The 13,795-nt window shown below is 72.1% G+C and carries 12 protein-coding genes; 7 read left to right on the plus strand and 5 right to left on the minus strand.

Annotation, left to right across the window (positions count from 1 at the left end):
* The first annotated feature begins 105 nt into the window (after positions 1-105).
* Positions 106-918, plus strand: coding sequence for an IclR family transcriptional regulator (locus QEZ54_RS19040; RefSeq protein ID WP_281305997.1), 813 nt, complete (start codon positions 106-108; stop codon positions 916-918).
* A gap of 7 nt (positions 919-925) precedes the next feature.
* Here the strand turns inward: QEZ54_RS19040 and QEZ54_RS19045 are convergent, their stop codons facing one another.
* The 3 genes from QEZ54_RS19045 to QEZ54_RS19055 form a co-directional block, all read right to left on the minus strand.
* Positions 926-1,639, minus strand: a complete 714-nt coding sequence (locus QEZ54_RS19045; protein ID WP_281305998.1) for a hypothetical protein — start codon at positions 1,637-1,639, stop codon at positions 926-928.
* A gap of 152 nt (positions 1,640-1,791) precedes the next feature.
* Positions 1,792-2,727: a hypothetical protein gene (locus QEZ54_RS19050; protein ID WP_281305999.1), complete on the minus strand. Its 936-nt coding sequence runs from the start codon at positions 2,725-2,727 to the stop codon at positions 1,792-1,794.
* Between the two features lie 82 nt (positions 2,728-2,809).
* Positions 2,810-3,517 (minus strand): hypothetical protein, encoded by a 708-nt coding sequence (locus QEZ54_RS19055; RefSeq protein ID WP_281306000.1) that lies wholly within the window; start codon positions 3,515-3,517, stop codon positions 2,810-2,812.
* A gap of 117 nt (positions 3,518-3,634) precedes the next feature.
* Here QEZ54_RS19055 and QEZ54_RS19060 point away from each other — a divergent pair, with 117 nt between their 5' ends.
* The 4 genes from QEZ54_RS19060 to QEZ54_RS19075 all read left to right on the plus strand — a co-directional run bounded on the left by QEZ54_RS19060 (position 3,635) and on the right by QEZ54_RS19075 (position 7,550).
* Positions 3,635-4,741 (plus strand): thiolase, encoded by a 1,107-nt coding sequence (locus QEZ54_RS19060; RefSeq protein ID WP_281306001.1) that lies wholly within the window; start codon positions 3,635-3,637, stop codon positions 4,739-4,741.
* A complete protein-coding gene (locus QEZ54_RS19065) occupies positions 4,738-5,130 on the plus strand; it encodes an OB-fold domain-containing protein (protein WP_281306002.1) in 393 nt (130 codons plus the stop codon). The genes QEZ54_RS19060 and QEZ54_RS19065 overlap by 4 nt, the downstream gene beginning before the upstream one ends.
* Before the next feature lie 4 nt (positions 5,131-5,134).
* Complete coding sequence (locus tag QEZ54_RS19070; protein ID WP_281306003.1) at positions 5,135-5,977, plus strand: CoA ester lyase; 843 nt, start codon at positions 5,135-5,137, stop codon at positions 5,975-5,977.
* Positions 5,978-6,083: 106 nt separating this feature from the next.
* Complete coding sequence (locus QEZ54_RS19075; RefSeq protein ID WP_281306004.1) at positions 6,084-7,550, plus strand: RICIN domain-containing protein; 1,467 nt, start codon at positions 6,084-6,086, stop codon at positions 7,548-7,550.
* Between the two features lie 75 nt (positions 7,551-7,625).
* Here the strand turns inward: QEZ54_RS19075 and QEZ54_RS19080 are convergent, their stop codons facing one another.
* Complete coding sequence (locus QEZ54_RS19080) at positions 7,626-7,796, minus strand: hypothetical protein (protein WP_281306005.1); 171 nt, start codon at positions 7,794-7,796, stop codon at positions 7,626-7,628.
* A 386-nt stretch (positions 7,797-8,182) separates the two neighbouring features.
* Between QEZ54_RS19080 and QEZ54_RS19085 the strand changes: the two genes are divergently transcribed.
* Entirely contained in the window at positions 8,183-8,476 is a 294-nt protein-coding gene (locus QEZ54_RS19085; RefSeq protein WP_281306006.1) for a hypothetical protein, read from the plus strand.
* A 96-nt stretch (positions 8,477-8,572) separates the two neighbouring features.
* On the opposite strand, the gene QEZ54_RS19090 is transcribed toward QEZ54_RS19085, so the two are convergent.
* On the minus strand, positions 8,573-9,799 hold the full coding sequence (locus QEZ54_RS19090; RefSeq protein ID WP_281306007.1) for an SLC13 family permease: 1,227 nt from the start codon (positions 9,797-9,799) through the stop codon (positions 8,573-8,575).
* Positions 9,800-9,987: 188 nt separating this feature from the next.
* Between QEZ54_RS19090 and QEZ54_RS19095 the strand changes: the two genes are divergently transcribed.
* Positions 9,988-13,791: a P-loop NTPase fold protein gene (locus QEZ54_RS19095; protein ID WP_281306008.1), complete on the plus strand. Its 3,804-nt coding sequence runs from the start codon at positions 9,988-9,990 to the stop codon at positions 13,789-13,791.
* Positions 13,792-13,795: the final 4 nt, after the last annotated feature.

Below are 13,795 nucleotides of genomic sequence, written 5' to 3' on the forward strand. Positions count from 1 at the left end.
AAGGTAACGACTTGGCAGGTGTCGTGTCAACGGCCGAGCCGGTGTCTGTGTGGTGGCGGTGATCGGCTCTAGACTGGCGCACGTCCACGCCGAACAGGAGGGCCCGTGTCGACCAGCGCCGCAGCGAAGGCGAATCACGCCACCGACGACGACAGCCAGTCACGCTCCATCGCCGCCGTCGAGCGGGCCATGGACGTGCTGCTGTACTTCGGCCGCAGCGGCCAACCCGACCTCGGCGTGACCGAGATCGCGACCGCGCTGAACCTGACCAAGGCGGCGGTGCACCGCATCCTTACCGCGCTGCGCAGCCGCGACCTCATCACCGTCGACCCGGTCACCCGCCGGTACGCCCTCGGCCACGCCGCCGTGGCGCTGGGCCGCGCCTACCTCGCCCGCACCGACCTGCGCGCGATGGCCGCACCTGAGCTGCGGCAGCTGGCCGAGCAGACCGGCGAGACGGCCACGCTGTCGCTGCGCCGCGGCGACACCCGCCTCTACGTCGACCAGGTCGTGCCCGATCAGGAGCTGCGGATGGAGGTCACCCTCGGCATCCCGTACCCGCTGCACGCGGGCGGCTCGTCCAAGGCGTTCCTGGCCTTCCTGCCCGAGGTCGAGATCGACTCCTACCTGGACCGGCACCCGCTGCAGCAGCTGACCGACAAGACCCTCACCGAGCCGGCCAAGCTGCGCAAGGAGCTGACCGCGATCCGCAAGCGCGGCTACGCCACCTCGCTGGGTGAGCGCCAGGCCGGGGCGGCCTCGATCGCGGCGCCGATCTTCGACCACGACGGCCACGTGGTGGCGGTGCTGAGCGTCGCCGGGCCGTCGGCCCGGTTCAAGCCCGAGCAGGGCGAGACGGTCCAGTCGCTGCTGGACGCCGCCGGGCGGATCTCGGCGCAGCTGGGCTACGCGGGCTGAGCCTGACTCAGCGCGTGCGGTGGCGCGCGGTGGTGCGCTCCGGCATGCCCCAGGCGGGCTGGTCGCCCTGGTGCGCGGCCGGGAAGTCGCCGCCACCGCGGCGCACCGCCCGGAAGGTGAGCAGGCCCGCCACGAAGAAGATCAGCTGGGCCATGGTGTTCACGCCCTGCTGCACCCACTGGAACGCCAGTGCGTCGCTGGCCGGGTGGTTGCGCAGCGGCACCAGTGCCAGCACCGCCAGCACGCTGATCGGGAACAGCGCGGCCGCCAGCGCCTCGCCGTTGCGCCAGGCCCAGACCGCGCCGACGACGCTGATCCAGATGACGAACGCGGTGGCCGCGATGAACGCGGGCTGCACCGACTGCTGCTTGACCGCCAGCCCGGCGGCGGCCAGCCCGGCGACCGCCAGCGGCCACCAGGACCAGCGCAGCGCCCGGTGCAGCGAGATCGCCAGCAGCACCCCGCCCGCGGCCAGCAGCGGGAACAGCAGGTCGGCCAGGACCGGGATGTCGATCGAGTAGCCGGCGTGCAGCAGCTTCCAGGTGGACTTGGCCAGGCCGCCCGCGCCCATCAGCACCGCCCCGATCCGCCCCAGCGTCGACGGGGCGACGAAGAGGTAGCCGAGGAAGGCCAGCAGGGTGGGGACGAAGTCCTCCACTGCCAGGGCCATGCTCAGGTCGGGGGTTTCTGCGGCGAGGCTCGCCAGGCCATCCACGAACATGAGCGGGAGCGTAGCCCGGTCCATCGACGGCGTTCCAGTCGATCGGCCGGACAACTAGCTGCCGATCATCCACATTGGGTTGACCGGATGGGGGAGGGTCGATGCGGGTGTTCCCGGCCCGATAGCGCCGGGCCGGGAACCGGGGTGGCGCGTCAGTGCACGGACTCGGCCGTGGCGTTGGCGTCGAAGAAGTCGCCCACGCTGTAGACCCAGGCCTGGCCGACAGGGTCGCCGAGCTGGGCCCGCAGCCACAGCGCGCTCCAGCGCGCCGCGGTCTCGACACTCGTCGCCTGGTCCAGGGTCTGCGCCGAGGTCTCGGGGCGGGCTCCGGCCGGGTTCTGCGCGTCGGTGATGCCGTAGTGGTTGGCGCCGAGCAGGCTCACGTACAGCTTCGGCGGGGTGGTGACGACCTGGTACGTGGCGTACCCGTTGGCGGGGCTGCCGATGCCGTCGAGGCTGCCCTGCACCAGGGCGATCGGCACCGTGTTCGCGACCGGCGGGGTCTGCCCGGTCTGCGGCACGGTGTTGTTGGTGCCGTAGAACGCCGCCGCCTTGAGCTGCGGCGGCGTCGGCAGCGGCGCCATGCAGAACGGCGGGGTGCACAACCCGGTGCTCAGGTTGAGCCCCGCCGCGCCGCCGAACGAGTGCCCGAGCAGCACCAGGGTCTGCGGGTCGATCGCGCCGAGCAGCGGCGAGGCCGCGTTGGCGTTCTCGGCCGCGGCCCAGCCGACGGTCCAGGTGGCCTGGGCGCCGGTGGCGTACAGGCCGGGCTGGCCGAACAGCACCTGGTAGTGGTTCGGGACCACGACCACGAAGCCGTACGAGGCGACCTTGGTGGCGAAGCCGCGGTAGGCGGACTTGTCCACGTTGGCGCCCTGCAGCAGCAGCGCCACCGGCCACGGGCTGTGCGCGGACCCGGTGACCGGGTGGTACACGTCAGCGGCGTCGCCGTTGACGCTGGTCGTGTAGCTGCTGACGGTCGAGTACGCCGCCTGGGCCGGGGCGGGGACCGCCATGGCCGCCAGGGCCGCGGCGGCCGCGACCGCCGCGGCCCGCAGCAGTCCGCGGCGGTGGAGACGAGGTGTCACAGGAACCTCCGTTTCTCTCAGCGAAACAACGTTTCGCATTGAGAGACATAGTGGAGTCCATAGACCGCCCTCGTCAACGCCGTCACAACTGCGCGAACGGCTTCAGCACCCCCAGGGCCGCCGCCAGCAGCACACTTCCCCAGATTCCCCACACGTACGGCAGGCAGCCGTCGATGCTGCGCTTGAGCGCCTTCTCCACCTCGGGCGTCGAGCCCGTCTTCATCAGCGCTCCGAACGCGGCCCCGAACGGGCGCAGGGTCAGCCGGATGCCCAGCCCGCACGCGATCGCGACGGTGTAGAGCAGCAGCTTGGCGCCCAGCCAGCGGGGGTTGGTGTCCACGCCGAACGGCTTGTCGGCGAACAGCGTGTAGAGCGCGATCGCGGCCAGGGCCGTGATCAGCGTCAGCCGGATGGTCCAGTCGGCCCGGCGTACCCACGGGCGGCGGCCGGGGTGGTGGTGGTCGGTGATGGTCGCGGCCAGCCAGCCCGCCGCCAGCAGCCACACCGCGACCACGGCGGGCCAGGGGAACGGGTTCATGCCGAAGACCTGCGCGCCGTGCGGCTCCAGCGCCATCAGCGTCACGCCGCTGGGCAGGAACAGGACGAGGCAGATCTTCGGGCCGAGGTCCAGCCCGCCCATGATCTTCAGGGCGGTGGCGCGGGCGGCCGGGGGCAGGTCCGGGCGGAGCACGAACCGGCTCGACCAGAAGACCCCCAGGTCGCCGCCGAGCCAGAAGACGAAGAGGACGAGGTGGAGCACGATCCACCAGCCGTGCGTATGCGGTCCCATCGCGATATGGAAACACTGGTTCGCTGTGAGAAACAAGCTCTTGACGGGCTGGTTCGCGCCTGGCTAGCGTCGCCCCATGCTCGGCCGATACTACGAGGACCCCGCCCGGGTGCGGCGATGACCGTCGCCGTGGTCGGCGCCGCCGAGTGCGACCTCGGGCACACCGGCCGGTCGGCGCAGCACCTGCTCGCCCAGGCCGTCCGCCGCGCGCTCGACGACGCCGGGCTGCGCCTGTGCGACGTCGACGGCCTGGCCACCACCAGCCGCCTCCCGGCCACCCAGCTGGCCGACCAGCTCGGCCTGTGCCCGTCCTGGACCGACTCGGCCGACGCCGGAGCCGCCGTGTTCGAACGGTACGTCGCCCGCGCCGTCCAGGCGATCGAGGCCGGGCAGTGCGCCGTGGCCGTCCTCGCGTACGCCTCCGACCAGCGCAGCGCCCGCTCGCGCCGGCTCGGCGGCGGCTACGACCGGGGCACCCCCGAGGCCCAGTTCGAGCAGCCCTACCTGCCGCTGTGGCCGCTGTCGTACTACGCCATGACCGCCCGGCGCTACCTGCACACGTACGGGCTGGACCGCGGTGACCTGGCCCGGGTCGCCGTCGCCGCCCGCGCCCGGGCGCTGGCCAACCCGGCCGCGTTCCGCCACGGCGCCGGACCGCTGACCGTCGACGACGTGCTGGCCGCGCCCCTGGTCTCCAGCCCGCTGGGCACCCTCGACTGCTGCCTGGTCACCGACGGCGGCGGCGCGATCGTGCTGACCTCCCTCGACCGCGCCCGGCACCTGCCGCACCCGCCCGTGGCCGTGCTCGGCTACGGCGAAGCCGTCACCCACGCCGCCATGGCCACCCCCGAGGACCTGCTCACCACCGGCGTCGCCGCCTCCGGGGCGCGCGCGTTCGCCCACGCCCGGCGCGAGCCCGCCGACGTGGACCTCATCCAGCTGAACGACTCGTTCACCGTCAGCGTCCCGCTCGGGCTGGAGCAGCTCGGCTTCTGCCCGCCCGGCAGCGGCGCGGCCTGGGCCGGGACGCCGGTCAACACCACCGGCGGCGGGCTGTCCTACGGCCACCCCGGGCAGCTCGGGGTGCTGCTGGTGATCGAGGCGGTACGCCAGCTGCGCGGCGGGTGCGGGCCGCGGCAGATCCCCGGCGCCCGCACGGCGCTGGTGCACGGCACCGGCGGCATCGGGTCCAGCCATGCGACCGTCATCCTGGAGGCTGCGTGAGCATCGATACCGAGATCCCCGTCGACGAGGTCACCGAACCCTGGTGGGAGCTGACCCGGCAGCGGCGGCTGGCCGTGCAGCGCTGCGGCGTCTGCGGGCTGGCGCAGCTGCCGCCCCGGCTGCTCTGCACCGGCTGCGGCGGCGACGAGCTGGAGCTGGGCGCGGCGGGGCGGCGCGGGATCGTCGACTCGTACACGGTGGTCCATCGCGCGCCCGCGCCCGACGTCGCCGTGCCCTACACCCTCGCCCGGGTACGCCTGGTCGACGGGCCGATCCTGCTGACCCGGCTGGTCGGCGACTTCGAACCGCGGTGCGACCAGCCGGTCGTGCTGACCTGGCTGCCACTGCCCGACGGCCGGGCGCTGCCCGCCTTCACCAGGGAGCTGTGAGGACTTGCGGTCCTACCTGTACGTGCCGGGCGACAGCCCGGCCAAGCTGGCCAAGGCGCGCACCACCGGCGCGGACGCGCTGATCGTGGACCTGGAGGACGCCGTACCCCCGGCGGGCAAGGACGCCGCCCGCGCCGGCGTCGCCGAGTTCCTCGCGGCAGGCTCGGCGCAGCCCCGGATCTGGGTCCGGATCAACCCCGGCGCGCTCGGCCACACCGACGCCGCCGCCGTGGTCGGGCCGCACCTGGCCGGGCTCTGCGTCGCCAAGACCGAGTCGGCCGCCGAGCTGCTCGAACTCGACCGGCTGCTGAGCGCGGTGGAGGCGGAGCGCGGTCTGGCCGAGGGCGCGGTCCGGATCGTACCGCTGCTGGAGTCGGCCGCGGCCGTGCTGGCCGCACCGGCGATCGCCCGCGCCCCGCGCGTGGCCCGGCTCCAGCTCGGGGAGGCCGATCTCGCCGCCGACCTCGGCGTCACCCCCGGCCCGGACGGGCGCGAGCTGCTGTGGGTCCGCTCGCACGCCGTGCTGGCCTGCGCCGCCGCCGGGATCGCCCCGCCCGTCGCCCCGGTCAGCACCGACTTCCGCGACCTGGACGCGCTGCGCGAATCCACCCTCGCCCTCAAGCGGCTCGGCTTCCGGGGCCGGGCCTGCATCCATCCGGCGCAGCTGCCCGTGGTGCACGAGGTGTTCACCCCGACCGAGGCGGAACTTGACGCCGCCCGCGACCTCGTCAGCCGCCACGACCAGGCGCTGCGCGAGGGCAGCGGCGTCTGCCTGGACGCGCGCGGGCGCCTGGTCGACGAGGCCGTGGTCCGGTCCGCGCGGCGCCTGCTCGACCCCGAGGGCTGACGTCGACCCCGGAGGGGACGCCTTCAAGTATCGAAAACTGTCGACTGTGTCGGAAGTGGATGGATAGCTTGCGGATTCCATCCACTCCCGAGAGGAGCCAACGCCCATGGCTCTGTCGACACCCGCCCGCGCCCGGTGGCTGCTGCCCGCGGCCGCCGCCGCGCTGCTGCTGTCCACGGCCCTGTCCGGTTCGGCCACGGCCCGTCCCGCCGCGCCCGAACCCGAGTTCCACGCCTTCGGCGCCGACGCCCGCGCGATCTCCATGCCCGCCGACGACCCCGCCCGCGGCCTGGTCCACCAGGGCCTGGCCGCCGACAAGTCCGGCGTCTGCGTCGGCGGCTTCCGCGTCACGGCGGTGCTGCCCGTCATGTGCAGCCACGGCCCCGACGCCCCGCCCGCGCAGCTGTCGGTCAAGCGCAGCATCGCCCCGACCACCGCGCTCGCGGCACCGGCCGCGCTCGCGGTCTGCGAGGGCGACGGCGTCTCCGGCCGCCGCGTCGAGGTGCTGTACGTGCACGGCGACACCAGCCGCTACGGCCAGTACCTGGAGACGTTCCGGACCCTGGCCGAGGGCATGGACGTCATCTACAACGAGAGCGCCCGCGAGACCGGCGGCGAGCGGCACATCCGCTTCGTCACCGAGAACGTCAACGGCGCCTGCCGCCCCGTCGTCCGCGACGTCCGGGTCGCGCAGTCGTCGCTGGGCGAGTTCGGGGCCAGCGTCAACGCAGTGAAGGCGGCGGGCTACAACCGCACCGACCGCAAGTACGTGATGCTGACCGAGGCCAACGTGTACTGCGGCATCGGCGGCTTCGCCGGGGACACCCGCAAGACCGACGACAACCGCTCCAACTTCGGCCCCGAGTACGGCCGGTCCGACAACGGCTGCTGGACCTCGGCCGTGGCCAGCCACGAACTCGGCCACAACCTGGGCGCGGTCAACAACAACGCGCCCAATGCCTCCGGCGGCGCCCACTGCACCGACGAGTACGACGTCATGTGCTACTCCGACGACCCGTACCACCCGCCGATGCGGTACGTGTGCGGCAACCAGTCGCACGAGCAGCGGCTGGACTGCAACCACGACGACTACTACAGCACCAACCCGGCGTCGGGGTCGTACCTGGCGAACAACTTCAACGTCGCCGACAACCTGTTCCTGATCAGGGGAGGCAGCAGCGGCGCCCGGCCGATCGTCAACCCGGTGTCGGGGCGGTGCCTGGACGTGTCCGGCGGGCGTACCGCCGACGGCACCAAGACCCAGCTGTGGGACTGCCTGAACAACCCGGCGCAGCTGTGGCAGCGGGTCGGCAACACCCTGGTCAACCCGAACTCCGGCAAGTGCCTCGACGTCGCGGGTGCCAGCACCGCCGACGGGGCCGAGGTCCGCCTGTGGACCTGCCTCAACAACTCCGCCCAGCAGTGGATCTTCCAGGCGAACGGCAACCTGGTGAACCCGGCCTCGGGCAAGTGCCTGGACGCCGACGCGTGGGGCACGGTCAACGGCACCCGCACCATCCTGTGGGCCTGCGGCGCCGGCCCCCAGTCCAACCAGGTCTGGCTCTGGCGCTGACCGGGTTGTAGATCATCTGAGTTGCCGGGCGATCGGGGGTATGGCGGTTCAAGGTACGCCCGACTGCCCGGCAACTCACCCGCTCTCGGCCGGACCAGGCTCAGAGGGTGGGAAGACGATCTCGAAGAAGGCGGTCAGGGTCATCGCCCAGATCAGCGAGCCGACCAGCGCGGTCACCCGCGGGCGGTCGCTCTTGACCAGCAGGAACGGCGCGTGCGGCAGCAACGCGAACACCCGCCCCAGCACGCCGGTCTCCTTATGACCGACAGCAGCTGGTCGGAGACGTTGTCCAGATGGGTGTCCGGCAGCTTCGCCGCCATCCGCTGCGCCACCAGGCCGTAGTAGCCAGGCTTCGCGGCGTCGGCGGGGTTGGCGCGGTCGGCGGTGGCGAAGATCGCCGTTCGCGGTCTGAAGGCGGTGTTCTAGCCCGGGTTATGACCTGGACCGGCGATCTCGAGGGCGGAGGGCGGCTGTGATCAGCTGTTTCGGGCAGAAAGTCGGCTGGAACGGGGTGCCAGGGTGACTAGATCACTGCCTGGCGCCGGTCACGGTGCATCACGGATCGTCGATGTGGCGCTCAGAGTGTGGCGCGGTGGCTTACGGGGCGGGGAAGCAGTGCGATACTGCCGCGCGTGACGATCGACGACGTGGAAATGTTCCTGGTGGCCGTGGTGGAGATGGCCGCAGGCCACTTCGACGCCGGGCGGGAGTACGAGGACGCGGTGCTGGGCCTGCTGCACCGCCACGGCGGCAGCGTCGACCAGCGCCTCTACAGCACCGACGGGGCCACCGAGGTGCACACGATCCGGTTCGCCTCCCGGGCCGGATACGAGGCCGCCCTGGCCGACCCGGACCGCCTCGCACTGCGCGCCGAACTCGGCACCGCCGCGCCCACGACCCGCGTCATCGAGATGCGCGGGTTCTGACCTGACGTGTTAAGAAGGGCCCCTTCTTCTACGTAAAGCGATAAGAAGGGGCCCTTCCTTGTGCTCGGGGCGGGTGGGTGGGGCTTTCGCGCGCGGTCAGTGGGCGGTGAGGAGGAGGCCGCCGACGCTCGCGACCAGGGTGAGGATCGCGGCGACGGTGCTGGCCAGGATGAACGGGCGCCACTGGATGCGCAGCCCGTTGGCGGCGCAGCGTTCGGCCCAGATCATGGTCGCCAGCGACGCCCACGGCACGATCAGCGGCCCGACGTTGGTGCCGATCAGCAGGCCGATGAGCTGGTCGTGGTTGGCGACCGGGATCACCGACTCGCCCGCGACGTAGCTGGGCAGGTTGTTCAGCAGGTTCGCCGAGCCCGCGCCGACGGAGGCGGCCCGGATCACGCCTTCGGTGCCGGGGTCGGTGCCGATCAGCGCGGACATGACCGTGGACAGGCCGTGCCGGCTGATCGTGTCGACGACCAGGAACAGCCCGGTGACGAAGACCAGCAGGCGCCAGGGCAGCAGGCTCCAGGACAGGTCCGCGCGCCGCCAGAGCAGGAAGGCCGCCAGCAGCACCACGGCGCCCGCGATGGAGGCGATCTCGATGGTGACGCCGGTCAGGATGCAGACGATGAACCCGGCGACGCAGACGGCCGCGATGCGGAACAGGCGCGGGTCGGCGGGCCGGTGCGGCGCGGGGACGTCGTACCGGGGCGGGTTCTTGCGCCAGTAGAACAGCCACAGGCACAGGCCGATCGACAGCAGCGCGCCGAGCTGCGGCAGGGCCATCTTCGCGGCGAAGTCCAGCGGCTCCAGGTCGATGCGGTCGGCGGCGAGCAGGTTGGTGAGGTTCGACACCGGCAGCAGCAGGCTGGCCGTGTTGGCCAGCCAGACGGTGGTCACGGCCAGCGGCAGGGCGGCCGTGTTGGCCCGGCGGGCGGTGGCCAGCAGCACCGGGGTCAGCAGGACCGCGGTGGTGTCGAGGTTGAGGAAGATCGTGTTGAGTGCGGCGAAGGCGAAGCACAGCAGGAACAGCGCGACGTTGCGGCCGCGGCCGAGCGCGGTGACCTTGACGGCGATCACGTCGAACAGCTCGGCGCGGGCGGCGAGCTCCGCCAGGATGATCACCGAGCCGAGGAAGACCAGCAGGGGCAGGATGCGCGAGACCGTGGCCCTGGCGTCGCCGTACGGCAGCAGCCCGGTCGCCACGGCGATCCCGCCGCCGAGCAGCAGCCCGATCGCGATCCAGTCCATCGCCTCCAGGCGCCACCGCGACGGTGCGGGCGTGAGTTCGGCCTGTTCCTGCGGTTGGCGCGTGGTGGTCACCGGGCCGACTCCTGTCGCGTCCGTGATCTTCACTTTCATCTGCACCCGGTCGTCGTGGCTCGGTCGTAATCGTGGCCTACTGTACGTGAGGTCATCCACCTATGCTGATGTCGCCACGGTGATGGGGGAATTGCGTGACGCAGGCAACGGGTCTGATGCTCAGTGGCCAGATCGACCATATGGCCTTTGTGCGCGTTGATCAAGATTTGATCCTCGCCGCCGGACGAAGCCAGGGTGTCGATCTGATCGAGGCCAGGTCGCGGCAGCTTATCCGGATCGTGGCGGCCGGGGTGCCGGTGACCGCGCTCGCGGCGCTGCCTGGCGGCACGCACGGTGACCGGCTGCTGGTCGGCGGCCCCAACGGCGAGATCCGGGAGATCAACCCCGGCAACGGGCATGAGATCCGTCGGCTGGCCCACGGCCGGGGCGAGATCCGGGACTTCGCCGTGGGCAGGGGCGCCGGCGGCGGCGACGTCGTGGTGGTCGCGCGGGAGACCGGGGTGTCCCTGTGGGATCCGCACGCGGCGAAGGACCCGTTCACGGAGCTGGTCGCCGACGTGTCCGCGCTGAGCGCCCGCCCGTTCAAGGTGTGCCTGTACCGGCACGGCGGCCGGCCGTACGCGGCCTGCGCGCTGACCGACGGCGCGATCCTCACCTGGAACCTGGACGATCCGGGCGCCGAACCGGTGGTGACCAGCGGCCACAACGGCCCGATCTGGACCGTCGTCGCGCTGCCCGCCGGACCCGACGGCGACCAGCTGATCGCCTCCGGCAGCTCCGACCAGGTGCTCAAGGTCTGGCAGCCGACCGGCGAGGGGCGGCTGCGGCAGCTGCGCGAATATCACACCGGCGGCACCATCCGGCGGCTCGGCCACGTGGTGGACGCCGGAGTGTCGATGCTGGTCACGGCCTCGGCGCGGGGCCCGGTGTCGCTGTGGCGCTACGACGGCCCGACCGAGCGCCCGGCGGCCGAGGTGGCGCTGCACAGCGGCGAGGTGTACGCGGTGGCCTGCGAGACCCTGCCCGACGGCATCCTGGTCGCCTCCGGCGACTTCAACGGCGACATCAAGATCAACCGGTTGACCTCGAGCGTCCTGCTGGACCAGCAGAAGCGCGACGTCACCCGGATCCCGAACACCATCTGGGCGGTCACCGGCGGCACCACCGAGTCCGGCGACTTCTACGCCTGTGCCGGCGTCAACCGCGTCATCTACGTCGTCGACCCGGCCACCCAGCAGCACCGCCACAAGCTGGAAGGGCACGACAGCACCGTGCGCGCCCTGGCCTTCGGCGGCACGCCCGACAACCCGCACCTGCTCAGCGGCGGCGCCGACCACCGGGTGTACGACTGGCACCCGGAGACCGGCTGGCGCGAAGAGCTGCGCATGGGCCACGAGGCCGAGGTGTGGGCCCTGGCCACCGCCGAGCACCAGGGCCGGTGGTACGCCATCAGCGGCGGCCCCGACGGCACCGTCCGCACCTGCCCGCTCGACGACCCCAACGACATGCGGATCCTGGCTGAGGAGGTCGGCGAGGTCTCCTCGCTGGCGGTCAGCTACGCCGACGACGAGGTCCGGGTGGTCATCGGCTCCACCCAGGGCCTGTTCCGCATCCCGCTGCTCGGCGGCGAGCAGCGCACCATCGAGACCGACTCCATCGCCGACGTGGCGACCCTGCGCGGCGCGCCCCGCCAGGCCGGGCGGCCTGACACCACCAACCTGGTGGTCGTCGCGCGCACCGACGGCAACGTCGAGCTGTACGACATCAAGATCGGTGTCCTGGTCAAGCGGTTCGCGATGCCGGTGACGCCGGAGACCCGCTCCAACCGCCAGGTGCGCGCCGTGTCCATGCACCGCACCGCCCAGGACGACGTGCTCGTCTTCGGCGGCTGCGACAACGGCGAGCTGCTCAAGTGGGACCTGGACGGCCAGCTGATCGGGCAGGCGTCCAAGCCCGCGGGCAGTGACACCTCCGTGCGCGACCTGCACGTCATGCACCCCAGCGCGACTGAGGACGTGACCTCGGGCCTGCTCAGCGGCGGCCACGACGGCGTGCTGCGGCTCTGGCCGATCTCCAAGGACAAGCCGCTGTCCTCCGGCGGGGTGCTGGAGTCTCCCGTCGAGGCCAACTCCATCCTGCTGCAGGACCAGCCCGCCGACTCGGACCTGCTCGCCCGCGCCGCGTTGACCAAGACACTGGTCAGCGCCCTGCGCTCGGCCGAGCCCATCGCGCCGGTGGTGGTCGGCGTGCACGCGCCCTGGGGCCAGGGCAAGTCCAGCATCCTGCGCCAGATCCGGGCGGCCGTCGACGCGCCCGGCAGCCGGGAGAAGCCCTCGCCGCAGGAGCTGCAGACGCACCGGCTGGTCATGACCGAGACCGGTAGGCCGGTCACCACGAACGTGACGCCGACCTGGGCCTGGAAGCGGCTGCAGGAGCGCGCCGCCGAGAACGAGCTGCCGTACCGGATGCGCCCCGCCGACGGCAAGCCCACCCCGATCACGGCCTGGTTCAACCCGTGGATGTACGAGGAGCGCAACCAGATCTGGGCCGGTCTCACGAACGAGATCCTCACCGCGATCACGCGGCGGCTGCCCCAGGCCGAGCGGCGGCGCCTGTTCATCGACCTCAACCTCAAGCGCACCAACTCGGCCGAGGTGCGCAAGCAGATCCTCGACAGCTACCGTCCGCACACCCTGCGCGGCATCGTCGGCCTCGGTGCGGCGGCGCTGGCGCTGGTGGCGGCGGTGGTCGCCACGATGGTGGCGATCGTCAACACCGGCGAGCTGGACAAGATCCTGGGCAGTGCCGCGCTCATCTTCCTGGCCGCGCTCGGCATCGTCATCCGGCTGGTCGCCACCAGCGTCAAAGGCTTCAACGTCTGGTACGACCCGCTGGCCGACAGCGGCCCGCGCATGGGCGGGGTCAGCGCCAACGGCGCCTCGGGCGACCCGCTGGAGACGCCCGACCGGGGCTACCTGTACCTGCTGCGCCACGACGTACGCGAGGTCATCGACCTGATCGCCGACTCGCCGCTGTACATCTTCATCGACGACATGGACCGGTGCAGCCCCGGCATCGTCGCCGACACCATCGAGGCGATCAACCTGTTCCTCACCAAGGCGTTCGGCCCGTGCATCTTCGTGATGGGCCTGGACCCGGCCACGGTCGCCGCGCACCTGGAGTCGCACCTGCCCGCGATCGACCAGCGGGCCAAGGAGGACCCGGTCACCTACCGGCACCTGCGCCACACCGGCTGGCGGTTCATGGAGAAGATCGTCGACCTGCCGGTGCGGCTGCCCCGGGTCACCGACATCGCCATGCGCAGCTACCTGGACCAGCTGCTGCTGTCCAACCGGGTGCAGTCCCGGGTCGTCGTACCGCAGGAGCAGGCCCCGCCCGCCGACCGCAGGCGCGGCTTCCGCAAGCCGAAACCCCAGGCCGCGCCCGCCGCGCCCCCGGCGCCGCCGGTCGTGGCGGCGGCGATCCCCGCCCAGCGCGCGGCTGCGACGACCACGGCGCCCGCGACGCAGAACGCCGAGAGCGTGCTGGACCGGCTGGAGGACATCCCGGTCGTACGCGACGCGCTGCACGAGGCGGTGCAGAACCTGCCCGGCCGCAACCCGCGCCAGATCAAGGCCTTCGTCAACCTGTGGCGCTTCTACATGGCGCTGGAGCACGAACTCGGCGCCACCACCAGCAGCCTCAGCGGCACCCAGGTGCACAGCGCCGAGATGGCCCGCCTGGTCGAGATCATGGTGCGCTGGCCGTGGCTGCTCGACCCGCTCGGGTTCCGGCGCGTCGTGAAGGGCAAGACGGTCATCCTGCTGGAGCTGCTGCTCAAGGCCGCGCCGGACCGGTCGGAGTGGGAGCGGGTGGTAAAGGAGGAGGGCATGGACGCCGACGACGAGGACCTGCGCGGCCTGCGCGAACTGCTCACCCGCCGCGGCGCCGACGGCCCGGAGCTGGTGTCCATCGCCCGCCGCTACCTCTGACGGA

The organism is Catellatospora sp. KI3 (assembly GCF_029948125.1).
GTDB lineage: Bacteria > Actinomycetota > Actinomycetes > Mycobacteriales > Micromonosporaceae > Catellatospora.